Origin of the sequence: Paraburkholderia sp. BR10923 (genome assembly GCF_040948765.1) — a bacterium.
Classification (GTDB): domain Bacteria; phylum Pseudomonadota; class Gammaproteobacteria; order Burkholderiales; family Burkholderiaceae; genus Paraburkholderia; species Paraburkholderia youngii.
Genome location: NZ_JBFPKO010000002.1, coordinates 56,757 through 79,868, shown reverse-complemented (window position 1 = coordinate 79,868; position 23,112 = coordinate 56,757). Strand labels below are relative to the sequence as shown.

21 protein-coding genes, 1 tRNA gene and 4 pseudogenes are annotated in these 23,112 nt (G+C 58.6%); 9 read left to right on the top strand and 17 right to left on the bottom strand.

Annotation, left to right across the window (positions count from 1 at the left end):
• Positions 1-58: 58 nt before the first annotated feature.
• Positions 59-526 (top strand): DUF2231 domain-containing protein, encoded by a 468-nt coding sequence (locus AB3X94_RS03790; RefSeq protein WP_246391955.1) that lies wholly within the window; start codon positions 59-61, stop codon positions 524-526.
• Here the strand turns inward: AB3X94_RS03790 and AB3X94_RS03785 are convergent.
• Both AB3X94_RS03785 and AB3X94_RS03780 read right to left on the bottom strand, forming a co-directional pair.
• Positions 490-1,002: a CopD family protein gene (locus tag AB3X94_RS03785; RefSeq protein WP_176106877.1), complete on the bottom strand. Its 513-nt coding sequence runs from the start codon at positions 1,000-1,002 to the stop codon at positions 490-492. The two genes, AB3X94_RS03790 and AB3X94_RS03785, sit on opposite strands and share 37 nt — an antisense overlap.
• Entirely contained in the window at positions 999-1,724 is a 726-nt protein-coding gene (locus tag AB3X94_RS03780; RefSeq protein WP_368610813.1) for a cytochrome c oxidase assembly protein, read from the bottom strand. Before AB3X94_RS03780 ends, AB3X94_RS03785 begins: the two co-directional genes overlap by 4 nt.
• Before the next feature lie 324 nt (positions 1,725-2,048).
• Here AB3X94_RS03780 and AB3X94_RS03775 point away from each other — a divergent pair, with 324 nt between their 5' ends.
• Positions 2,049-2,207, top strand: coding sequence for a hypothetical protein (locus tag AB3X94_RS03775; protein ID WP_176106876.1), 159 nt, complete (start codon positions 2,049-2,051; stop codon positions 2,205-2,207).
• Positions 2,208-2,315: 108 nt separating this feature from the next.
• Here AB3X94_RS03775 and yfcF read toward each other — a convergent pair whose 3' ends face one another.
• Entirely contained in the window at positions 2,316-2,948 is a 633-nt protein-coding gene (gene yfcF, locus AB3X94_RS03770; protein WP_368610812.1) for a glutathione transferase, read from the bottom strand.
• A gap of 534 nt (positions 2,949-3,482) precedes the next feature.
• Between yfcF and AB3X94_RS03765 the strand changes: the two genes are divergently transcribed.
• From AB3X94_RS03765 to AB3X94_RS03755, 3 genes and pseudogenes are all read left to right on the top strand, one after another.
• Positions 3,483-3,567: transfer RNA gene (locus AB3X94_RS03765), tRNA-Leu, on the top strand.
• 173 nt (positions 3,568-3,740) lie between these two features.
• A pseudogene (locus tag AB3X94_RS03760) lies at positions 3,741-4,692 on the top strand (tyrosine-type recombinase/integrase); the annotation flags it as partial.
• A gap of 12 nt (positions 4,693-4,704) precedes the next feature.
• Positions 4,705-5,055, top strand: a pseudogene (locus AB3X94_RS03755) (IS30 family transposase); the annotation flags it as partial.
• Positions 5,056-5,598: 543 nt separating this feature from the next.
• Here AB3X94_RS03755 and AB3X94_RS03750 read toward each other — a convergent pair.
• The 4 genes from AB3X94_RS03750 to AB3X94_RS03735 all read right to left on the bottom strand — a co-directional run bounded on the left by AB3X94_RS03750 (position 5,599) and on the right by AB3X94_RS03735 (position 9,577).
• Positions 5,599-5,955: an MFS transporter gene (locus AB3X94_RS03750; RefSeq protein ID WP_368610811.1), complete on the bottom strand. Its 357-nt coding sequence runs from the start codon at positions 5,953-5,955 to the stop codon at positions 5,599-5,601.
• Between the two features lie 254 nt (positions 5,956-6,209).
• Positions 6,210-7,658, bottom strand: coding sequence for an amidase (locus AB3X94_RS03745; RefSeq protein WP_368610810.1), 1,449 nt, complete (start codon positions 7,656-7,658; stop codon positions 6,210-6,212).
• A gap of 18 nt (positions 7,659-7,676) precedes the next feature.
• Entirely contained in the window at positions 7,677-8,789 is a 1,113-nt protein-coding gene (locus tag AB3X94_RS03740) for a GTP-binding protein (protein WP_368610809.1), read from the bottom strand.
• Between the two features lie 86 nt (positions 8,790-8,875).
• Complete coding sequence (locus tag AB3X94_RS03735; protein ID WP_176106871.1) at positions 8,876-9,577, bottom strand: cyclase family protein; 702 nt, start codon at positions 9,575-9,577, stop codon at positions 8,876-8,878.
• 300 nt (positions 9,578-9,877) lie between these two features.
• Here AB3X94_RS03735 and AB3X94_RS03730 point away from each other — a divergent pair, with 300 nt between their 5' ends.
• Positions 9,878-10,711, top strand: a complete 834-nt coding sequence (locus AB3X94_RS03730; RefSeq protein ID WP_368610808.1) for an IclR family transcriptional regulator — start codon at positions 9,878-9,880, stop codon at positions 10,709-10,711.
• 216 nt (positions 10,712-10,927) lie between these two features.
• Here the strand turns inward: AB3X94_RS03730 and AB3X94_RS03725 are convergent, their stop codons facing one another.
• From AB3X94_RS03725 to AB3X94_RS03710, 4 genes are all read right to left on the bottom strand, one after another.
• Positions 10,928-12,334, bottom strand: coding sequence for an MFS transporter (locus tag AB3X94_RS03725; protein ID WP_368610807.1), 1,407 nt, complete (start codon positions 12,332-12,334; stop codon positions 10,928-10,930).
• Positions 12,335-12,478: 144 nt separating this feature from the next.
• Positions 12,479-13,225 carry an SDR family NAD(P)-dependent oxidoreductase gene (locus AB3X94_RS03720; protein ID WP_176106868.1) on the bottom strand — a complete coding sequence of 249 codons (747 nt, stop codon included), beginning with the start codon at positions 13,223-13,225 and terminating at the stop codon, positions 12,479-12,481.
• Between the two features lie 37 nt (positions 13,226-13,262).
• Positions 13,263-13,700, bottom strand: a complete 438-nt coding sequence (locus AB3X94_RS03715) for an SDR family NAD(P)-dependent oxidoreductase (RefSeq protein ID WP_217709885.1) — start codon at positions 13,698-13,700, stop codon at positions 13,263-13,265.
• The gene (locus tag AB3X94_RS03710) at positions 13,690-13,908 is read right to left on the bottom strand and encodes an SDR family NAD(P)-dependent oxidoreductase (protein WP_217709884.1); all 219 of its coding nucleotides are present in this window, start codon (positions 13,906-13,908) and stop codon (positions 13,690-13,692) included. Before AB3X94_RS03710 ends, AB3X94_RS03715 begins: the two co-directional genes overlap by 11 nt.
• Positions 13,909-14,386: 478 nt before the next feature.
• Here AB3X94_RS03710 and AB3X94_RS03705 point away from each other — a divergent pair.
• The 3 genes and pseudogenes from AB3X94_RS03705 to AB3X94_RS03695 all read left to right on the top strand — a co-directional run.
• Positions 14,387-14,716 (top strand): annotated as a pseudogene (locus AB3X94_RS03705) (LysR substrate-binding domain-containing protein); the annotation flags it as partial.
• Positions 14,717-15,413: 697 nt separating this feature from the next.
• Positions 15,414-15,740: a hypothetical protein gene (locus AB3X94_RS03700; protein WP_176110485.1), complete on the top strand. Its 327-nt coding sequence runs from the start codon at positions 15,414-15,416 to the stop codon at positions 15,738-15,740.
• A gap of 157 nt (positions 15,741-15,897) precedes the next feature.
• Positions 15,898-16,185 (top strand): GYD domain-containing protein, encoded by a 288-nt coding sequence (locus AB3X94_RS03695; RefSeq protein WP_176106867.1) that lies wholly within the window; start codon positions 15,898-15,900, stop codon positions 16,183-16,185.
• A gap of 270 nt (positions 16,186-16,455) precedes the next feature.
• Here the strand turns inward: AB3X94_RS03695 and AB3X94_RS03690 are convergent.
• From AB3X94_RS03690 to glcD, 6 genes and pseudogenes are all read right to left on the bottom strand, one after another.
• Positions 16,456-16,665: pseudogene (locus tag AB3X94_RS03690) on the bottom strand (DUF1269 domain-containing protein); the annotation flags it as partial.
• Positions 16,666-16,869: 204 nt separating this feature from the next.
• Positions 16,870-17,751, bottom strand: coding sequence for an NmrA family NAD(P)-binding protein (locus AB3X94_RS03685; protein WP_176106865.1), 882 nt, complete (start codon positions 17,749-17,751; stop codon positions 16,870-16,872).
• 151 nt (positions 17,752-17,902) lie between these two features.
• Positions 17,903-18,475 (bottom strand): TetR/AcrR family transcriptional regulator, encoded by a 573-nt coding sequence (locus AB3X94_RS03680; RefSeq protein WP_176106864.1) that lies wholly within the window; start codon positions 18,473-18,475, stop codon positions 17,903-17,905.
• Between the two features lie 572 nt (positions 18,476-19,047).
• On the bottom strand, positions 19,048-20,313 hold the full coding sequence (glcF, locus tag AB3X94_RS03675) for a glycolate oxidase subunit GlcF (RefSeq protein ID WP_368610806.1): 1,266 nt from the start codon (positions 20,311-20,313) through the stop codon (positions 19,048-19,050).
• Positions 20,314-20,348: 35 nt separating this feature from the next.
• Positions 20,349-21,416 (bottom strand): glycolate oxidase subunit GlcE, encoded by a 1,068-nt coding sequence (gene glcE, locus AB3X94_RS03670; protein ID WP_368593462.1) that lies wholly within the window; start codon positions 21,414-21,416, stop codon positions 20,349-20,351.
• Positions 21,416-22,915: a glycolate oxidase subunit GlcD gene (gene glcD / locus AB3X94_RS03665; RefSeq protein WP_368610805.1), complete on the bottom strand. Its 1,500-nt coding sequence runs from the start codon at positions 22,913-22,915 to the stop codon at positions 21,416-21,418. Before glcD ends, glcE begins: the two co-directional genes overlap by 1 nt.
• Positions 22,916-23,112: the final 197 nt, after the last annotated feature.

Here is a 23,112-nt window from a genome sequence, read left to right as displayed (position 1 = left end):
AGGGCACACCACCATGGCAAACAAACGTAATCCTGGAAATGAGACGCGAAGCGAAGTGATGCTTGAGCTGTTGCGGCTCGACAAGGGCTCGGCGGTGGCGCTCGTCGGTCATCCGATTCACGTGATGATGGTGCATTTCCCGATCGCGTTCGTCGTCGCGACGTTGGGCGTCGACGTGATCTACTGGTGGACGGGCGACCCGTTCTGGGTTCGCGCCGGCTTGTGGGCCGCCGGCTTCGCGTTCTGGAGCGGCGTGGCCGCGAGCGTGGTCGGTACCGCGGAACTGCTGCTGGTGCGCGGCATCCGCCTGAAGGAAGCAAGCTGGTCGCATGCGGTCGCCGCGATGACGCTCGTCGCGCTCGCGGGAGCGAACTGGGGTGTGCGTCTTTACTACCCCGATGAGATCCTGCCGCATGGGCTCTTGCTGTCGGTGCTCAGCTCGGTAATGACGGGCTTCGCCGGCTGGCATGGGGGCAAGCTCGTGTTCGATCATGGCGTGGGGATTCTCGTTTCGCCAAAGGAGTGATGCAGCCATCGGCCAAGTCCGCCGGGCTCGAACAGATGCGGGGCCAGCAGGTTCGAGTCGATGTGGGGCTTGGCCAGCACGATCCAGATGATCGCGACGATCACAACCAGATAAGCGATGGTCAGCGCGATCGCCGAGGCACGGCTGAAGCGGCCGTCGGGCAGATACAGATCGTGCAGTACGAGGCCGGCCAGTACGTGCAGCATCGCCATGATGCCGACGAACACCATCTTCGCGGTGAACCATTCGACGAAGGTGGCCTGCAGAAAAATCAGCGCGGTGCCGCTCGCAATCGCGACGAAAGCGGCGGGCGAAGTCAGTTCCACGAACACGAGACGCGTGATGCGATGCAGCCGGTCGAGCTCGCTGCCGGCCGCGAGCCCGCGACGCTGCCAGAACAGATACGGCAGCACGAGCAAACCACCCGACCAGATCGCGATCGCGGCCAGATGAACGAACTTCAGAAGGGTCGTCACAGCGCGGGCTCTCTGACGCGCAGGCTTGACCAGACGAGCCAAAGTCCTGCCGCGAGATAAGGGATCATCGCCAGTACCCACATCAACAGCCCGGCGAGTTGCTGGTCGGCGAGCGGCGTAAGTCCCCACGCGGCGGTGGTCGCGAAGTGCGCGACGTAGAGCGGCACCGGCGCGAACACGATCAACGCGCCGAGCAAACCCATATGGCCGATCGTCGCGACCAGCGCCATCAGCGCGGGGCCGGTCGGCAGCGACGGCGAGAAGATGCTGCGCCACATGAGCCATGCACTGCCAAGCAAAGTGACCTGCATCAGCCAGTAGCCGGGTACGCTCGACAGTCCCCACGCATAGGGCCCCGGTGCATGCCACAGCCAGATGATCACGGCATGCGCTGCGACCACGGGTACAAGCGGCGAATACGCGAGGCGCGGCAACGGAAACGCAAGGGTGAGCAGTGGAGCTACTGCAGCGATCAACATGACGTGATGAGTGACGCGCGCGGAGAACAATGCCGAGGACAACGCGCAAAGCGGCGACACGAACACGAGGGCCATCAGCGCGACGGCGCCCCATCCCGCCCGTGCATTCGCCGAGCGGCCGCTGGCCACGACCCATGCGAACGCCGCGAGCGCGACCAGCAATGGCGGATCGGTATTCCAGCGCAACCACAAGCTCTCGGGGACAGCCGCGGGACCACAGTAGGCGACAGGAAAATATGGCATGGCGCGATGTCTTCAACGAGTCCAGGTGCTTCTTTAGTACACGCAAGCAAAAGCGTGACAGATAACACCTTTGAAATGTCGGGACGGCTCACGATCCAACTGATCGCTTGTGTACTCTAGCGCAAATAAGCTGTTTAGGGACGGCTATCTGACTCGTGTAAGTTTTGCGTGACAGAATGTTTTCAATTTGTCGCTCGCACTCTTTTTTGCCAGCGGGATAAGCGCTGATGTATTGGCGGCGATAAGATTGCAATGGTGCGGCGCAATACTTCAGGCGCGGCCTGCCCAGCATACTATGATGAAATCATGTGACGGAGGCCCGCCATGTTTCATGATCCCATTCGAATTCCCGCAATCATCGAATTGTCATTGCTTGCGATCGTGCTGATTGTTGTCAGCATCCTGCGCGTCAGGCAGCAAAGGGAGCGGGCGCGAAATCGGGCAATGGCGGAGCAGCGACGGTCTGATAAAACGCGAATGTAATATTCGCTTTTACTGCATCTTTTAGTGCTTCTCTATTCAGATATGTTGCTGGTCTTTGCCACTTCTATTGACGGTTTTTCGGCGTGGCATGCAGCCACGCCGATCGGGTTATAGCGCTGGACGCTCCAGTTGGACCCACTGCTGCACGCTAGCGCGCTGCCATTGTTGTGTGGCGTAGTCCTTGAGCTTGTGCGGAACGAGATCCCCATTCAGCACGAGGCGATTGAGCATCAATGCGAGGTCCATATCGGCGATGCACCACTCGCCGAACAGATTTGGCGAATTGGCTGGAAGCAATGCATCGGCGGCGGCGAAGAGTTTTTGAGCCGCTTCCTGTGCGCGCGACGAAAGCGGGCCGCCGCTCGATCCGTAGAAAATGACTTCGGTGGAACGCTCTTCGCGAATCGGCAGCAGATCGCTGCGCAGCCAGGCTTGCACCTGGCGCGCTCGTGCGCGCAGACGCCGATCTTGCGGATAGACCGGAGTGTCCGGGAAAGTGTCTTCGAGGTACTCGGTGATCGCCGAGGACTCCGATAGCGCAAAGTCTTCGTGTATCAGCGTCGGCACGCGCTGCGTCATTGAAAGGGCCGCGTAGTCGGCGGCGAGATTTGCTTTGCTCGCGAGATCGATGGTCGAAAGGTCGAACGGCAAGCGCTTCTCGCGCAGCGTCACGAAGACGGACATCGCGTAGGGGCTCGCGAATTGGGTGTCGGTGTACAGGTGGAGGCGGTCTTGTGGCATACGGGCTCCGTTTCGTTAGTCAACGATGTCGAGATTGGAATACTAACCGCCCGTTGCATGCCGTGCGGCCTTTCACCAGTGCGGATTGGCCATCTCGCAGGCCAGCAGGCAGCCTAATGCCGACACGGTGCCGACTGCGCCGAGACCAAAACCTACAGCAAGATTTTCCGCCGTCGTTGCGCAACCCTGCAGCATGGATAGCGACGTCAGCAGCGACGCGAGAAGAAGACGATACCGAAGTCGCGAAGAATGTGTGCGTCGTGGTGACATGGTGTGTTCGCAGTGGAGAGCGCTCTTTCAGCGCATCAGCGTGCGAGCATAGCGGCCCACCATTTGCCGCATTCCCCGGAGTAGCGGCCCACAAACGTCAAACCTTACTAGCTGTTGCGAGACGACGGGCAGCGCTTGAATCGGTCGCCGGGGTGCGTTACTGCGTGAGACCACATCGTTTCTTCCTCCGGTATCTCAGCCGCCGAACAAAATCACGCGAGGGGCTTCAAAAAAAATTTTTAGCTGATACAATGGCGCCCCTCTGCCCAGGTGGCGAAATTGGTAGACGCACTATCTTGAGGGGGTAGCGCCGAAAGGCGTGTGGGTTCAAATCCCGCCCTGGGCACCAAAGTATATTCCGGCAAGTTCCGGAGAAATACGGAAACCCGCGACAGCACAAGGCTTCGCGGGTTTTTTTGTTTCCTGCATTGTGCGGTGAAGTGCTGGGACAACCAGCGCAATTGGTGGCATTTTTGGTGGTATCGGCTGAATTTCTGCTGTGATACTGCAGGAGATACCACCATGCCGCTCACCGACACACAGGTGCGGACCGCACGTTACAACCCAGAGGGCGCCGGCAATCGGTTGTCCGATGGTGGTCGCATGTACCTCCAGCTGGACAAGTCTGGCGCCAAATACTGGCGTATGAATTACCGGTTCGCGGGCAAGGACAAAACACTCGCTCTCGGCGTTTATCCGGATGTGTCATTGGCTGCGGCACGGAAGAACCGCGACGAGGTCCGTGCGAGACTAGCTGCGGGCATGGACCCAACTGCGGTAAAAAGGCTGATAAGCGTGCAGCCCGACTCGCAGCAGGCAATACGTTTGAAGCGATTGCATTGGCATGGATGCAAGAACGTAAATCCTACGTAGAACCTCGCCAGCGTGAGAACACGCTCGCGCGTTTCAAGAACGATGCGTTCCCGTGGCTCGGCAAACGTCCCATTTCCGAGATTGATGCCCCAGAGATTCTTGAGACTCTGAAACGCGTCGATAGCCGCGGCGCGCGCTATACCGCCCATCGCTTGCGCGGAGAAATTAGCCGAGTCTTTCGATATGCGATCAAAGAGAACTTCTGCAAGTCGGACCCAGCCCGCGATCTTGTTGGGGCTATTCCACCCGCGCAAACAACCCACTTCGCGTCGATCATTGAACCGGACAAAGTAGGTGAAATGCTGCGCGCGTTCGACGGCTTTAGCGGCACATTTCCGGTTTTCTGCGCGCTCAGACTTGCTCTCCGATGCTGTTCGTCCGGCCTGGCGAGCTTCGTAAGGCAGAATGGAGTCACATAAATCTGGACCGCGCCGAATGGCGCTATGCGGTGACGAAAACTGATACGGCTCATCTTGTACCGCTCGCTGCACAGGCCGTCGCTATCTTGCGGGAACTCAAGGCGTTGACCGGCAATGGTTTATACGTGTTCCCGGGCGCGCGCGATCGCAAGCGTCCAATGAGTGAAGTCACAATCAACGCGACCAGCAAGGACAGCGAGGTGGTTGCCAATGCGCTCATCAAACATGCCTGCAAATTGCCGCAGGAACTCTCCAAATCGCTAACCTGTGATCGCGGCACGGAGATGACCAGCCACAAACGCTTTACTATTGCCACTGACATTGCCGTCTACTTCTGCGACCCCCAACATCCCTGGCAGCGTGGGTCGAACGAGAACACGAATGGACTGTTGAGGCAGTACTTCCCGAAAGGTACCGACCTGTCAGTGTATTCACAGGCCAAACTCAATGCTGTGGCAAGACGCCTCAATGAACGTCCGAGGAAGACACTGAACTACGGAACGCCAGCCGAGCGGTTTAACCAAACTATTGCATCGACCGGTTGAATCCGCCCCCCAGCAAACGGTCATTCGATTCGCGAAGCTGGACGTTGTTTCTCTCCACCGCTGTCATCGGTCCATCGTCCATCAACCGCTCGACGGCTGAATAGCAATAAGGTCCGTCGCCAGAACTAACGCGCAAGTCATGGTCCTAATATTCTACTGGCGTAAGCCGGACATGAATTGAAATCGTTCTCGATGACCCGGAAAAACGTCCCAGTAGCCGATATCGGGCGCGAAGATCAAGGATGGGGCCGCATCACGCAATGCCCCCTTAAGAGCCAGCTGTGCCTTAGAAGAAAATCCTCCAAGCACAAAACATAGTGAGCCATCGGGTATGAATCCGGCCAGGACCTTGGTAATTGGAAATTCGGGCTCTGGTAAAGGCTGGCTCTCCGAGCAGCTCGCCGCTTCGCACGGTGACAACTGGGTTGGTCTTGACCTGTTCAACTGGGAGCCAAGTGGTTACAACACCGCCCGCAAGCGAGAAGATGTGATCGCGATGGCACGAGCCGCAACCGCCGAAGATCGTTGTGTAATCGAAGGAATCTATGGTTGGATCGTCTCCGAGATTCTGTCCGCTGGGACAGCGTTGATCTGGATAGATGTGGATGAATCTGAATGCGTGTCTGCGTGTCCAACATTCGCCAACGCGGAGTGCGGCGCGGAGACGGCGGATGCCGCGAGACCGGTCATGAGCATGCGGTTGCGACCCAGCTGATCGGACCAGTTTCCTATCGTCAGCAACGCGCCGAGCGCGCCGACCGCATAGCACGCGAAGATCACTGTGATGGTCGCCGGACTAAAGCCGAAGGCGGTCTGGTAATCATGATAGATCGCCGTCGGTAGCGTCGTGCCTGCCATGTTGATCATGAACACCAGCGCGACTGCGAGATAGGCCTGCATGCGACGTCAATACCAATTAGAGAAAGTTGTACATCTATCAGCACACTTTGTGCACGAATTTTCGCATGCTGCCAGATCATTCGTCAGCGCTTAAGTGCGGGATCGACGACGGCCAGCAGGCGCTCGTATCGGCAATTAGGTCTGAGTCCAAAGAGGTTGCGAAGCTAGTCATCCGGCTCATGTCATCAGAGTCGTCGATCTTGATCCTCGCAGGCCCAAGAACTGCACTTCAATCCGATCCGAGCTCTATCTCCTCAAAGTCGCTGACACGATCCTGTTCTTGTATATTCCCGGTCCGTTCCCCCGTTTATTGGTGGTGCTTTGTGAAGCCAGGGGCGAGCGCTCTCGAACGCAGCGGCCGCGCGGAAAATTTCCGTCTCACAGCCGGTTTTGGCGACCATTTGCAGCCCTACGGGAAGGCCACTGGCTGTAAAGCCGACTGGGATTGACGCAGCGGGCTGACCGGTCAGGTTGAACGGATAGGTGTAGTACTGCCACGTGCAAAGGTTCCGTCCCTGCGACTGTCCGGGGACGTCAATGCCAATGTCGAACGCCGGTATGGGAACAGTAGGTGACAGCAGAAGGTCGAAAGGTTCAAATACGGTTCGAACCCTTTCGCGGAATTCGTAGCGCTCGAAAACACGTCCGTAATACTGCAACAGGCTCTGTTCAAGAGCGTTGTCGAGCACACCGGCTACTGCTTTGTCCAGTAGTTCTCGGGACTCAAGAAGCGTGCCATGCAAACGCGTTCCTACCCCGGCATAGAATTCTGCCGTCCATATGTCAGCCGGGTCTTCTCCGATTCCAGTCTCTAGAAGGACTACTTCACAACCCATATCCTCGAACGTGCGGACCGCGGTTTCGGCAATTTTCTCTACTTCGGCGTCAGCCCTTGCGTAGCCAAGAGTTGGACTCCACGCGATGCGCATACCTTCCACGGGTTGTTGGCACGCGCCCAGGAAATCCGGAACTGCACCCTGCTGCGAAAACGGATCGCGGGGGTCTCCGCCGGCAATGACAGACAGCAGCAACGCTGCGTCCCGAACGGTTCTGGCAAGGGGGCCGACATGGCCTAATGTGGGCGTTGCCGACACAGGAAACACCGGTACACGCGCAAACTGAGGCTTGATTCCGAAAACTCCGCAAAATGAAGCGGGGGTGCGAATCGAGCCGCCGCCGTCCGTACCCAAGGCAAACGGAGTAATGCCGGCAGCGACGCTCGATGCGGCGCCACAGCTGGAGCCTCCGGGAGTCCTGGTCAGATCCCAGGGGTTTCGGGTAATCCCCGTGAGGGGCGAGTCTCCAACGGCTTTGCACCCGAACTCGCTGGTTGTCGTCTTGCCAACGATACAGGCTCCAGCCGCCTTTATCCGCTCAACTGAAGGAGCGTCGCCGCCGGCGACATTCTCTGCCATTACCCTCGAACCAAAGGTTTGACAAACCTCGCCGACAGCGATTAGATCCTTCACCGAGACCGGGAGTCCGTGCAGCGGCCTGAGCGACTCACCTCTCATGACGGCCTGTTCAGCGCGTCGAGCGCTTTCGAAGGCAAGTTCCGGCGTGAACGTTGTGAAGCAGTTTAACCGTGGCTCAAGCGCGTCGATGCGCTCATAAACATCCTTCAACAGCTCGACAGGCGAGATCCGCTTCTTCGCGATTGCATCGCGCATGTCGAGCGCGGTGGTGAAATCGAATGAGTACATTCTCAAAAACCTTCTTACCTAGACCATGACCACGCCGTGCTTCACGACGTCGGGGTTATTTGCGATGCAGGCCCTAAAACCTGCAATGATCCCATCCCGTTCGAGGTGCTTTCCGATTACGACGAGGCGAGTCTCTGATAGGCCTCGAGGCCACGCTTCCGCGTACGTAAGGGGGCTGAAGACATTCTGGACACCCTGCAAGATGATGGGACGGTCCGCGCCAGAGAACTTGATCAACCCCTTGACTCGATAAAGATTCGTACCGTAGGTCTGTGTCAGTTGTGTCAAAAATGCGAGAAACTTTTCGTGATCAACTGCATCAGGCTCACGAAAACTTACGGACGACACATCAGCATGGGGATGTGGTTGCTCGTGGCAGTGGTGATGTTTCCCAGAAGCGCACAAGGTACAGGGCTCGCTCTCGGACGTGCCTTCCGATTCACTCCCCATACCGATCCAGTCCGTGACTGATTGTTCCTGTGTGCTCGGATCAAATAAGCCGAGGTCGAGCAATTCGGCGGCAGGCACGTCGCCGAAAAGGACAGTAGTCTTTGCTGCGATCGGATTCAGTGCCTGTACCAGCGAGACTGCGGAGTGGTATTGGTCGCTATCAACCAGGTCACGCTTATTGAATATGATCTTGTCTGCAAGTGCAATTTGCCGCTCAGCCTCTGGCGCGTTCTCCAGCTGACCTTCCACATGCCTTAGATCGACCAGCGTCACGATGGCGTCCAGGCGGTATGTAAGATTCAGCGACATATCCGTGTAGAAAGCTTGCGCAAGCGGCAGAGGATTTGCAACCCCTGTGGTCTCGATAAGCACGCGATCGAACTGAATGTTGGGCTCAGCAAGTCCCGCTTTTCGCATATATAGCTTGTACAGCGACTCCATGAGGTCATCCTTGCTGGAACAACAAATGCATCCGTTACTCAGCTCCAGCATGTCCTCTGACGCGCGGCTGATCAGGTCACCGTCGATGCCGATTTCCCCGAACTCGTTCACGATGACCGCGATTTTTTTGGAGTCGGGGTTCGACAGGATGCGGTTCACCAAGGTGGTTTTTCCTGCGCCGAGAAAACCTGTAAGAAGCGTGATGGGGATGCGTTGATCGTTGTCAGCGGAGGCGTTCATGGTGTGGCCTGCTCGATTGCGTGGAGGTGCGGCCGGGAACCCGTATCCGATTCCCGCCGGGTTGCTGGGTACACCAGCTGACAAGGTCAGTCGTTGAGGACAGCCCAGGCGCGGACAGGCGAGCCGCTTCCGTTTTGGATCTTAAGCGGCGGCCCGTAGAACATGAACTCACCTTTACCGACCAGTTCCTCGAGATTGACCAGCCATTCGTAATGAGTAATTCCCCGGTCGCGACATACGCGATGGCTTGGAAACAGGTTATGCGACGGTTTGTCCGTGGACGGCCCCTCCACTCCATGCAACCTGGAGCCGCGATCCGCAAGCCAATGGGTTGCTTCAGCGGTAAGACCTGGGTTGCTCCATACGACCTTCAGGTCTGGATAGTGTCGCTTGTGAAGACCGGTATTCATCAGCACAATGTGGCCGTCAATCTTCACCCCTGCCTTCTCCTCACCTTCTTCAAGATCTCTGACGTCGATGTCACCAAGATCAGGGATGTGCGTCATGTCCAGGCAGACCGCTTTCCCCATGAACATCGACAGAGGCATCTCGTCGACTGGTTGGCCCTTCGGGTTCGTGTGATAAAAAGCGTCGACGTGCGTTGCGATGTGATCCAAGGTGCTGATGAAGGTCGTTGCGAAGGTCATCGGGTCCTCCGGCACGCCCAGGCCCAACGAGAGCGACTTCTCATGAGTGAGGTGAGGCGCAATGATTGGCCGCTGAAAAAGCTTGTGTGCGGGCATGTTGTCCGCCAGGGTCAACGTCAGGTCTACGATTCGTTGCGGCATGGTAAGTCTCCTTAATATCTGTTTCTCGAAGTGAACCGGGTGGTAGGCGTAGCGGTGAGCACCTGCTGCACGACAAATCCGCAATACGGACAACGGCTAAAGATAACCACCCGTCTCGCGGTCGTCAGGCATTGGGTAGCGCTCTCTGGCATGCCCTCAAATCTCCGCTTAATCAATGCTGTCCCTTCGATACAACCATAACCTCCCAAATCTCCTGGAACAACGGGGCGCCCGCAAAAATGAGTCCGCCATGCGGACTATTAGGGTGTAGGATAATCACTTTGGTGGGCACGTTACGACATGGATATTGAAAGCGAGAGCCAATCGTCAGCGACGAGCAAAGGTTCGGGAACACAGAGCATCGAACGCGCAGCTCGGATCTTGCGAGAGATCGCATCATTCAGCGTGCACGGGTTGCGCTTATCGGACCTGGCCACTCAACTGAAGCTGGAGCGCCCGACGATCCACCGGATCTTGAGTTGTCTGGTGAGGGAAGGGCTGGTCATGCAGCACCCGCAAACGCGCCGGTATTTGCTCGGCCACGGCTTGTACGAACTCGGCCTGACTGCTGCAACGCAGTTCAAATTGCAGGCGATCTGTGAGCCGTCGTTGAAGCGGCTCGCCCAGTCGACCGGGGACGTCGCGTTCTTGACCATTCGTAGCGGCTCGGACGCCATTTCGATCGCGAGAGTTGAGGGCGGCGGACCCGTGACTGTACCTGCCATACAGATCGGCGTGCATCGACCGCTGGGGGTGGGCGCAGGCAGTCTCGCGCTGCTAATGCTTCTCCCGGATGACGAGATTTCCCGTATTTGCCATGCAAACGCAAAGCGACTCTTCACCTATGGCGGGTTGTCGGTGCCATCATTGCTCAAGATCGTGAAGCATTGTCAGGACGTCGGGTACGCAACGCACGACAGCAGTCTGATCCCCGGTCTCAGCGGAGTGGGCACCGTGATTCGGGACAGCGGTGGCGCTCCACTCGCCGCGCTTAGCGTAACCGCACTTGCAGGCAGCTTGTCGCAGGCCCGGCAGCAAGAACTCGTTTCACTTCTCCGCACTGAGTCGCGCGTCATCCAGAACCTCGTGCACCAGGCTAACCTCGACACCACGGATTTGCGCGGACGCGTCTAATTTGAACGACGTTTGGTCCAGGTAGGTGGTCTGGCTGGCCCGAAGCACTCGGCCCAGTGAGACCATCGCCATCAGTTCCGGACAATGTGGGGATGTGGCAGATGGGAGTTGTATCGGCTGGGTGACTCGTCACGGGCGGCGGAGTCTTGTAGCGGGGGGCAAATGCAGGCGCACGGTTGTTAGGTCTCGCGCGCCTGCCGTTGAGGTCGATCTGGTTTATTCGATTACAACGCCATAGCGGCCGCTTTCCTGCGCCTCCACCAGGCTCGGTTCGGGCACTGCCTCGCTCCAGGTATGCTCTTCCGGATCAACGTGACGCGTCGCGAAGATCAGCAAACCGGAGAGGAAGCAGGGAACCGCGCCGAAGAACAGGCCTGCGTGGAGCCAGTCGCTTCCCGAGCTAAGCGCCGCCGTAATACCAAGGCCGGCCAAAATTGCGCCAATCGGCCCCATCGCATGGACAATTGCGCTGCCAGTGCCACGAATTGCGGTCGGATAGCTTTCGCCGATGAAGAACAGGGCAGCGGCGTACGGGCCGTTCAGGAAGAACAGGCCGAGGCTGTAGAGACCGACCACGACGTAGAGGTCGTGCGGGCCATACAGCATCCCCGCGAACGCGAAGCCGCCAAGCATCCATCCCAGCGCCAGAGTGTTTCGCCGGCCAATCTTGTCGCCAATGAAGCCGTGCGAAAGGTAACCGATGTACCCGACCACGTTCGACAGGACGAGAATCAGCAGCGAGTTCTCGAACGAAACGTTGTGGACTTGCGTCAAAACCGTCGTGCCGAGTACGCCGAAGACCTGGATCGCGGACCAGTTCAAGAGAAAGCCGCCGCCGAGAACCAGCGTTGGACGGAGCGACTCGCCGCGGAAGGCCGCCCAGATACCAGCCGAGGAATGTTGCTCGTAGTCAATTCCGTGACGCGCTGCGATCTTGCGGGCAGCTTCTTCCTCACCACAGTCACGAAGATGCTTCACGTGCTTGTGCACCAGGAACTGCGGGCTCTCCTTCAAACGTCGCGTCATGAAGAAAATGACTATTGCAGGGAAAGTCGCGAAGACGAAGCAGCCTTGCCAGCCTACCCTCGGCAACAGCAAAGCCGTGAGGCCAGCGGCGACGAGCGCTCCGATCGGCCATCCACCCTGTACCAGGCTATAGATGAAGCCCTTGCGCTTGTTCAGTCGCGCGTCGTTGGCCGCAGTGTAAAGTTCGTTCAAATACGTCGCATTGACCGTCTCTTCCGCATACCCGAGACCAGAGAGCGAGCGAATAAGAATCAGGGGCCAGCGCCCGAGAGATCCGCCAACCACAGTGAGCCCGGAGCAGACTGCAGCGCCGGCGACGGTGAACAGGAGGCTGTTCTTGCGTCCCGCCTTATCGAGAATCGGTCCGATTACAAACGCGATCAGCGCGGTTCCGGCGGCAACCAAGGTTGCTATTTCGGCTTGCTCCGCAGCGTCCCACTTGTAGTGGGCTCCAATTTCTGGAAGGAGCGTGCCAAACAGGATGAAATCATAGACTGCGAATACCCACGCGAAGAAAGCGACGACGGTGGCTCGCTTTACATCACTCGGCAGTATCGAATCGACCCGAAAGTCATTTGGGCTTTTGAACTTGGCCATTTTGAACTAATCCTTAGCCTCACGGCATAAATAATCCTGTATTCAGTTTAAAGAAGGACAACTGAATAACATGTTTGGTCATTCATTTGGATTGGTGAGTGGGCTTAGCTACAGCGCAGATAGCGCCTGAGCTACGGCCAGCGGTCAGATCATGTAGTCGCCGCCATTTGGATTGATGGTGGCGCCGAGGAAGTAGGATCCGGCTTCGGAAGCAAGCAATACGGCAGCAGGCGCGATTTCGTCGACGGAAGCTGCTCGTCCGATCGGCAATTCCGCGAGCTTGGCGCGTCGGAACGTTTCGGGAAGACTGCGGAACAGTTCCGTGTCGACCGGTCCAGGACAGATCGCGTTCGCAGTGATTCCCTGGTCAGCCACCTCATACGCGAGCGAGCGGGTAAAGCCAATTACGCCAGCCTTCGCTGCGGCATAGTGGGCAAGTTCCTTCGCACCTTTATGTGCAAGCTGAGAGCTGATGTTGATGATTCGGCCGTGCTCGCGCTGGCGCATACCAGGAAGGACAGCTCGCGTACATAGGAAGACACTGCGCAGGTTAATCAGCATCATTCTGTCCCACATATCCGTGGGCATATCGGCGACGAGCGATGCGGACTCGATACCCGCGTTGTTGACCAGAATGTCAATGCGGCCGAGCGCGGCGATTGCGGTATCGACCGCAGCGTTCACCTGCGACTCTTCGCCAACATCGGCGGAGACAGCAACGCCTCTCACCCCGAGGTCGCGAATACGTGCTGCGGTGTGCTCTGCGTCTACCTTTAGGCGATCAAGTACGGCGACGTCTGCGCCTTCCTTCGCGAAGGCCAGGGCGATGGCTTGCCCGATTCCGCGCGCAGCGCCTGTTACCAAAGCCGTCTTACCAGTTAGGGTGCTCATGATTTCCTCCAAACGTGATTATGAGCGGTTGAATTGATTAATGGCTTTGGATGGCCAAGCCGCCATCGACCATAATCGTCTGTCCGGTGAGATACCGGGCTTTGTCCGAAACCATGAACGTAATGACATCCGCCATGTCTTCCGGCTCACCGACACGGCCGAGCGGAACTGATGCCGACACAGCATTGAGGCCCGATTCTCCTTTCGAGTGCTGCTCAGACAGCGCCTGCGCGGTACGAATAAACCCGGGCGCGAGGCCGTTGACGCGGATCCCGTGACGTCCTAGTTCGAAGGCAAGGCCACGCACCAGACCGACTACACCCGCTTTTGCCGCCGAGTAGTGTGCATGTTCATCCCATCCGTAGGCGATGCCCATGATGGACGACACAGCAACGATGCTCCCTGATTTCTTCTGCTTCATGCCCGGCAGCGCTGCACGAATGATGCGGAAGACGCCTTTCAGGTCAATATCCATCGTGAGATCCCACTTCTCGTTTAAGCGGATGGAATTCAGCCCGTCCCCCGGCTAACCGAATCTCCGCCGTTACCGCTTCTCCTTCTGCCTGTAGAACGTCGGTGACGATCACCCTGTAGTTCAACGCACCGAATGCCTTCGCGGTGGCTCGTCCGATCCCGATTCCGGCGCCGGTGATCAGAACCACGTTTTGATCCTGGGTACTCATTTGGAATCCTCATTACAAGGGAGTTTGATTGGGCAATTTCTGACCGCAACCTTGAGATTGGGGCCGGGAATGTAACGGTGTGTCGGCTTGGTCGGTCACGTTCTTACGTGAGTTCCACTATAGAGCCGCCACATTTGTTTTCAACGGCGTCGAAAACAAAGAATTCCGTATTGTGGACTCAGGTATAAACCCCGATAAATCTGCTCTCCCGTGGCGCGCGACTTTCAGAAGCGGAGTGCTACCACAAATCGTCTTGTAAGCCTTTGTTTTGTATGACTTTGACCGTTCGCAATGCACGCGGCATCAGCCACTCGGTCGTGCGCGAGCGAAACTCTCCGAGCAAAGAGGCAAGGTTTCCATGATATGGAGCAGTTTCGTCGAGCAAGGCCGCGCATCGTGACGCGACGAGCTAGGCCAACTGGAAGCCGGCGCAGATGGCCGGACCTCCTTGTTGGCTGCCGTTGGATGTTCGGCCACTCGGCCGGCGGGAATGGGTGAGTGCCTGAGTATTCTGAAGGCCGGGTCATGGACGTTGCACGACGGGAAGCGAACCGCCACTGTACCTGTGGGTGGCAGGTTCGCGCTCAACAGGGTTGGCATGATCCGCAGGCTGTCGACGCTCGACATGGCATCATCCTGATGCCAGAGGAAATCGTCTCGGATGAACTGGCCAGCGGGAGGCTGCGCCGCCATCATGCGGGCATGGCACGGCACGCCGACGCCCGTCTATGCCATCACCGAAACCCGGTTGCTGCCCGCGAAAACGCAGCGCTTCATTGAGTTCCTGCAGGAACGATTAAAGCGGTAGCCCGCGCGGATGACAGGTTATTTCCCTCTATGCGGTCGCGAACCTCCGTTGCCTGGTGCCAGTGCGACTGTTCAACCGCTGCGGCCCCAACGGCCGTGAAGGGTCGGCAAAACTCATACATCAATGGCGATAATTGACATTGACCGGCTCAGATTATCCTGGTAGCAGCAAAGACACGCACGCCGATGCGTGTCGGATGCCCTACAGGTTGCCCGAATGAAGAGGATTCCTTTGTAAATGCTGGCCATGCCTTCCGCGATCGAATCAGGGTACCGTGACTAGCGAGGCTTTGGGGCGCGAACGCGGCACGGTTTGTAGCTGAATTTTCCGTTCACGTGACGGCGTCCTTCATGCGCTGATGTCGCAGCGGCACCTCAGTCGCAGTCGCGAACGCAGCACTCGTTTCGTCGAAACCTGTGTTAGGCTTACTGGATCTTCACACAGCAAGCGCCTATGTCACGTCGTGCGCTGCTCGTCGGCTGTCACGCTGATTTCGTCGGGCACTGTGCGGACCGCTGCAGGCGACCGGTTGTGACCTACACTGGAAATGCGTCTTTCGCGTGCCCAGGTGCCGCCGTGACGCAATGCAACATCGCTGGCCGCCGACTGCATCAGGCGAATGGCGATGGCACGGGCAACACACCCTCATCTGCTGCCTGAATTCCTCTGGATCTGATGTTCAAGAAAGGGGGGCATCATGTTGCAAGCCAGTGAAATCCAAAAGCGTTTTACTCATCTTCAGCAAACCGTCAGCGAGGCATCACGTACCTTGCACGCCGACGCGACCATTCCTAAGCACTTGATGAACTGGATGGATGAGCTCGAAAAGGAATGCAAATCGGCGAAGAAGATCATGTCGTCCAAGGATGAGGATCGCATCCGGCAGTGCGTGGATGATCTCGAACGGATCGGTGATCGTGCGGAACGCGCTTGCCAACAGGCCAGTGGTCTGGCCGACGGAATCGTGGATACCGTCAGTTCAATGCATTCTGAACTTTCCGACCTGAAGCGACAACTGCACTGACCTGGCAGGGAGCCCCGGTCCAACCCGCCGGGGCTGGTCGCACTTCTACACCTGCGCTTCAAGACGCACCGCAACGCTTCTGCTTGACGCGCGGCCGCTTGTTTCCTTCGGACTGTCGTGCCCGATAGCGGGCCAATTCTTTGCTCGGAGGTATGCCATGGCTACCTACGTCATCCTGAGCCGTCTCGCTCCTGACGCATTCACGGATCCCAGTGAACTGAAGCAGCTCGCCGCCACAGTGGCCGAAAAGATCAGGACCGAATGCCCTGCCGTGACCTGGAAGGACAGCTATCTGACGCTCGGGCGCTTCGACGTCCTGGACGTTGTCGAGTCGAACGATCTGAAGCAGCTCGAGCTGGCGGTTTTAATTATCCGCGGCTATGGACACGCCGCTACCGAGACCCTACAGGCGACGCCGTGGAACGAGTTCATCGCGGCCCTGTAGCGCCGATCGACGGATCGGGCTCGAGGCGACGAAATGCGCCAGGTCGGCGCGAACTGATTTGGCTGAAGTTCGGTGCAGAGTGCGATGAGCGACCGCAGCTACCATAGGGTTTCCTGATGTTGGCCATACCTGTAGTTCGCGCGCACTCGGCCCGGGATGCGGTCAGTACCGCATGTTTCAGTTCGCCAGCCAGGCACCTGCCGAGACCCCCATAGCCATGCGAACGCGAAGACCAGCACCCTGCCGCCCCCCGCTCGTCTCGACTGCTTCTCAGGGGAAGATCGGGGTCGTGGGCTCCGCACCTTCGAGATCGGCCTTCGGAAAATGCTGCGCGACCATCTGCTCGATCTCCTGTTCGCGCGATCCAGGCACGTCGGCCATGATCAGGAGCTGGCCGTCGCGTATGGCGCCACGAAAGCGCTCGAGTCGTGTATTCGGGTCGTCGACGCCGATCATCGTGGCCGTCCAGGCCCCGAAGCCTCCCGTTGGGGAATGCCTGATTGAAGGAGAGACGACATAAGACGTCTTGATTTCCTCGTACCTGACACGACGACGGCGAAGGCGATCGTAGATGACTTGCTGCCGATGCTGTTTATCGTACCCTGCCGCAGGCAATCAGGGGCGTAGGTGACTTGCCGATATGAAGCGGTGACAAAGCATCGGAAGCAAGCCGGCCGCCGCCCATCAGCCTTCGAAAAGCTGCCGGTTGGCGCGGACAAACTCTTCAACGGTTTGCGGCGCCTGTCCGGTGACTTGCTCGATGATGCCGTCTTTGCCCGCGAAGACACCGTTCTGGTAGTCGATGGCAACCTCAATGAAGTGCTGGATCATAAACTCCGGAAGACCGTACTTTTGCAGGTGTTCGCGATATTCGTCGAGCGTCGCTGGGTTATAAACAATTTCCCGGTCGAGAACCTTGCCGATTTCATCCGCGATGCCCTGATGGTCGAGTTCGATCGGACCGCACAGTTCGTAGGTATTGCCAATATGGCCGGAAGGATTTGTCAGTACGGTAGCGATGAAACGCGCCTGGTCTTCCGCGGCAATCGGTGCATGGCGTCCGTTTCCGTAAGGAAGGGTAATTCTCCCTTCGTTGACGATGGTATCGAGCACCCATGGGAAGATCAGCCATTCCGAGAAGAACGTTGGTCGGATGTGAACCGTTGGCACGCCCGACCAGTCGAGAACCCGTTCTGCGATCCAATGATTGCGCGCCGCGTGACTCTTCGAGTCTTCCCGCGCGGAGATTTGCGACATTTCTGCGAGGACTTCCACCCCCGCACGCCGTGCCGCGTCCGCGAAATACGCTGTCGCCTCGATGAAGCCCGGCCGCACCGGATAGCACAGGTATGCGCCAGTCACGCCGTCCATTGCGCGGAGCACATCGTCATGCTCGAGCAGATCGCCGACGACGACTTCGGCGCCCTGGGCACGAAGCGCTGCACTGCGTTCGTCTTCCTGGTGTACTAAGGCTCGGACAGCATGCCCGTCGTTCAACAGATGACGAATGGTGTGGACGCCTGTCTTGCCTGTGGCGCCAGTGATCAGATATTTACGTTGCTGCATGATGAACTCTCCAGTCTAACGATGTGAGCACTCGTCGCGAGTGCGGGGCTACCAGATCTCGCCGCCATCGAAAAATCGTTTCGAAACCATAAAGTGCATATGCACATCTAGATGCGCGCGCAATGCACTCAGTTTCAGGCTTGCACACCACCTACATCTTGATGAGGCGTTCTTGGACCGTCTGAAGAATTGCCGCGGACTCGTCAGGGTCTTCAACGATACGCGCCATGGTGAGAGCGCCGATCATCGCCGAGAGAGCGAAGATCGCTTCGGACCTTGCTGCTGCATGGTGCCGACGCCCGGACCGACTTGCCAGACTGTCGACGAGACCGTCGAACCCGCGCGCGGCAACTGCCCGCGTTTGTCCGTCGGCGCGCGCGAGCTCGCTGCCCATGCCCGCGAGCGGGCAACCGTCTGCCGGTGCGTCGCGGTGGGACGTCGACACGTAAGCCTCGACGATGGCCTTGAAAGCTTTAGCGCCGGTGCGCTCGCCCGCGGCCGCTTCGAGCTTGCCGATGATCTCGGTTAGCGCGGCTTCGCACGCTTGTGCGATTAAATGGTCTTTGGACTCGAAATGCCGATAAAAACCACCGTGCGAGAGTCCCGCGTCAGCCATCAGATCCGCCAAACCTGTCGTCTGGATGCCGTTCGCCCTGAACGCGCGAGCCGCAACATCGACGATTCGACGGCGGGTCTCAGCAGTTTCAAGTTTCGATCTCCTCATGACGGGGCACTCCGTGACGTGTTGTTCAGATGATAGTTATCATCTAAATCATGATCAACGCGTTTTCAGCAACATTGAGTTTCAGCAGTCGAATGGGGCCTGATTGATTAGGTCGCATGGTCCACGCATCGGTCGCATGGTCCACGCAACGAAACCGGTCAGCTGACGACGCCTGAAATTCATCGGCGCGTAGCCACGGTCGTAAGAGGCATTTTTCGGGCAACTTCGTCTAGCGCCTCCGGCAGAGGGCGCCGATGCGATGCGGCTCCAGCGAGGTCGACACGTTTGGGACTCAACGATTCGGCACTACAAGTGCACGACTCGGCCGGCGGGCGACCACCCAGAATGCAGTTTGATAACTGGAACCGCGCGACTCACGCGATGGAGGAAAGTCTCGTCCCGTACGCATCTGCCCAACTTTACGTGGCGAGGCGAAAAACTGGACTGAATCCAACGTCCAGGTGCTCAGCTTTCCCGAAGATCTTTCTTCTGACGCAGAGGACGAAGTGTCCGTTTCCGCGGCATCCCCCGAAACGGACACTTCATTGCAGAGTTGCGCAACCGAGAGGACTTCAAGGCAAGGACGCATCTATCAGCTCAATCCAATGACGCACTGGTGTGCGGCCCGCTCCGTCCAGATGCACTTGGCATCCGATGTTGGCCGTGACAATCAACTCCGGCTTACCGCCCTCCAGCGCATCCAGTCGGTTGTTGCGCAACCTTTCCGCCAAGTCAGGCTGGGTAATGGAATAGGTGCCCGCCGAGCCGCAGCACAGATGTGCGTCAGGCACAGAGGTGAGATCAAAGCCTAACCGTTGCAGGATCGATTCGACGGCTCCACCCAGTTTCTGCGCATGCTGCAACGTGCAGGGACAGTGAAACGCGATTCTTCGCGGTACTGGCTTTGGACGTTCATCCCTCAACGAAGCTTGCGTGTCCTCCGGAAGATCCGTCTGCAAGCGCTCGATCGGCTCTCGAGCCAACACCTCGACCAGGTCCAGTGCCAGTTCGCTCACCCGCTGTGCTTTCGCTGCATAGGACGGGTCTTCGCGCAGCAGGTGTCCATACTCCTTGACGAACGCACCGCAGCCGCTCGCTGTTTGCACGATCGCTTCGGCGCCGGCCTGGACGGCGGGCCACCACGCATCGATATTGCGTCGTGCACGCGCGAGACCAGCGTCTTGAGCATTCAAATGATAATCGCTCGCTCCGCAGCAGCCGACCTGATTGGAATTGGTGATGCTGATGCCGAGCCGGTCCAGCACGCGTGCGGCAGCCGCGTTGGTGTTCGGCGATAGAGTGGGTTGGACGCAGCCTTCCAGAATCAGCACGGTCCGTTGATGCCGTGGTGTAGGCCGGGACAGTGAGCGGACGACGCGCTTAGGGACTTTGCGTCTCAGCGGCGCCGGTAGGAACGGCCGAAGCACTCGACCGGCTTTTAGCAGCGCTTCGAAGACCATGGGATGAGGAATCGTCCGGCGCAGCCCTTCGCGCAGCAGGCGTTCGGTGGCTGGTCGTCGGACACGCCGTTCCAGTTCAGCGCGGCCGATGTCTAGCAGCGCGTGATAGGTGACTCCGGAGGGGCACGTAGTTTCACAATTGCGGCAGGTGAGGCAGCGGTCAAGGTGCAGCTGCGTTTTGCGTGTGACTGGCTCCCCTTCGAGCATTTGTTTGATCAGATAGATGCGACCGCGTGGTCCGTCCAGTTCATTGCCGAGCAGTTGATAAGTAGGACAGGTCGCGTTGCAGAAGCCGCAGTGCACGCACGAGCGCAGGATCTGTTCGGCTTCGTCCGCGCGCGACAGAGTCTTGGCCGCATCGCTGAGATTCGTTTGCATGCTGAAAATCCCTTTGGTAGAGCGACTAGACGTTTTCAAAGCCCGGCGTACATGCGACCGGGATTGAATAGGCCGCACGGATCGAGTCGCTGCTTCAATTGCTGATGAAAGCGCAGTAAAGCGGGCGAGAGCGGAGTGAAGGGCTCAGCGTGGACCCAGGGGCTGAAGCTGACAGCATGGCCGCCCGCCGCGCGTGCGATCTGCCGAATAATCTCGGCCGGCGCTTCGCTTTTCAACCAGCGCTGTGCGCCGCCCCAGTCGAGCAAAGCGTCACCTGGCAGGTCGAACAACGGCGTGGCGTTCGGCAACGACAGCCGCCAAAGCGGACGCGGGTCCGCAAAGAAAGCCAGACGATGTTCGCGCAGGTCGTTCCAGTATTCCGGACTCAGTTCGCTGCCGCCTATGCGATCCACCGCCGACGCCACAGAGCCTACGCCTCCTTCGAGTCGCACATGCAGACGGCCGTCAACGTGACACGCAGCGCTGATCGGAAGCACGGCACGGCGCCAAGCCGATAGTTCGCATAGTGCTTCGTCCGCGTTGAGTTCGAGCATGAGGCTCGCGCTTGCACGGGGTTTCGGCAACACCTTGAGTGACACTTCTGTGACGAGACCGAGGCAACCGAGACTACCCGCAAGCAAGCGGGACACGTCGTAACCAGCCACGTTCTTCATCACTTCGCCGCCAAAGCGTAGATGCTTCGCGCGGCCTGTGATAAACCGGCATCCGAGCACGAAGTCCCGCACCGAACCGGCCCACGGCCTGCGCGGACCAGAGATGCCGGCGGCCATCATGCCGCCGACTGTGGCGGCGCTATTGAAGCCGGGCGGCTCGCACGGCAACATCTGGCCAGCCGCGTCGAGTGTCGCGTTAAGTTCTATGAGCGGCGTGCCAGCGCGTGCCGTAATTACTAGCTCAGTGGGATCGTAGCTCACTACACCGCGATGCGAGCGTGTGTCGATCGGCGTGCCGCGTACGGGACGGCCGAGGAAGCCCTTGCTATTGCCGCCGCGAATCCCGAGCGGAGTGCCACGGGCGAGCGCTTGTCCGACTTCGGCGACGAGACGTTCGCTGTCGTCCATAGAGACGGGTTCTGTGTGCATCAGAAACGCTCCAGTTCGGGAAAGGGCAGTACGCCGTGGTGGACGTGCATCGAACCGAACTCGGCACACCGGTGCAGGGTGGGAATGTTCTTGCCGGGGTTGAGCAGGCCTGAGGGGTCGAACGCGGCTTTCAGCGAATGGAAGAAGGTCAGTTCGTCGCTATTGAACTGCGCGCACATCTGGTTGATCTTTTCACGGCCGACGCCGTGTTCCCCGGTGATGCTGCCGCCCACTGCAACGCACAGCTCGAGAATGCGCGCGCCGAGCACTTCGGCACGTTCGGTTTCGCCAGGTGCGTTCGCGTCGAACAAAATCAGAGGATGCATATTGCCGTCACCCGCATGGAAGACGTTCGCTACTTGCAGCCCATATTCGTTCGACAACGCTTCGATGCCCTTCAGTACGCGCGGCAATTCGCGGCGCGGAATCGTCCCGTCCATGCAGTAGTAGTCGGGGGAGATACGGCCCACAGCAGGGAATGCATTCTTGCGGCCAGCCCAGAACCGCTGCCGTTCGGCTTCGTCCTTCGCGGCCCGGATGTCAGTAGCGCCCGCCGCACGTAGGAGAGCTTCCACACACGCGAGGTCTTCCTGCACGTCGCTATCGACTCCGTCCACTTCGCACAATAGGATCGCCGCGGCGTGAACCGGATAACCGGCATGGATGAAATCCTCGGCCGCGCGGATCGCGAGGTTGTCCATCATTTCGAGGCCTCCCGGAATGACACCCGCGCCGATAATCTGGGCCACTGCTGCTCCAGCTTTTTCGACGTCGTCAAAGCTGGCGAGAAGCACTTTTGCGCTTTGCGGCTTCGGTAACAGCTTCACCGTGACTTCTGTGACGATGCCGAGCATGCCTTCGGAGCCAGTGAAGAGCGCGAGGTAGTCAAACCCCGGTGCGTCGAGAGCGTCCGAGCCGAGCGTGATGCGTTCGCCGTCGATAGTGAGGATCTCGAGCTTGAGAATGTTGTTGACGGTGAGCCCATATTTCAGGCAATGCACGCCACCTGCATTCTCTGCGACGTTGCCGCCAATCGAGCATGCGATCTGTGATGACGGGTCCGGCGCGTAGTAGAGGCCGTGAGGCGCTGCGGCCTGCGAGATAGCGAGGTTGCGCACACCCGGTTGTACGCGCGCGGTGCAAGCTTCGGGATCGATTTCGACAATCCGATTGAAACGCGCCATCACCAGAAGGATGCCTTTCTCGAGCGGCAGCGCGCCCCCTGACAGACCTGTTCCGGCGCCGCGTGCCACCACCGCAATTTGCTGGGCGTTGGCGAATTTCAGCAAGGTCTCGACCTGGTCGACCGTGTGCGGCAGCGCAACCAGCATCGGCGTTGCGCGATAGGCGGCAAGGCCGTCACATTCAAAAGGCCGCAGATCTTCCTGCTCGTGGAGCAATTGCAGGTCGGGGATCAACGCCAGCAACTGCGCGATGACCGTGGCTTTGTCGTGTGTCGCAATTGGGCCGTCGATTTTCTCGTCGTAGTGGTAGCTCAAGGGGGGTCTCCTGGCCTTGTGCCTGACGTGCGATCGCGGGGCAATGTCAGCGGCGTGCAGGCTCTCTGTATGGCATTGTTGCGGGTGTGCACGCGGCTGTCGATGGCATTATCTGGTGGTCTTACCAGTTTTTATCGGCACGAATTTCCGCTGACTGAGCCAGAGCGGCGATTAGTAAAGGAGTCGTCGCTTATACC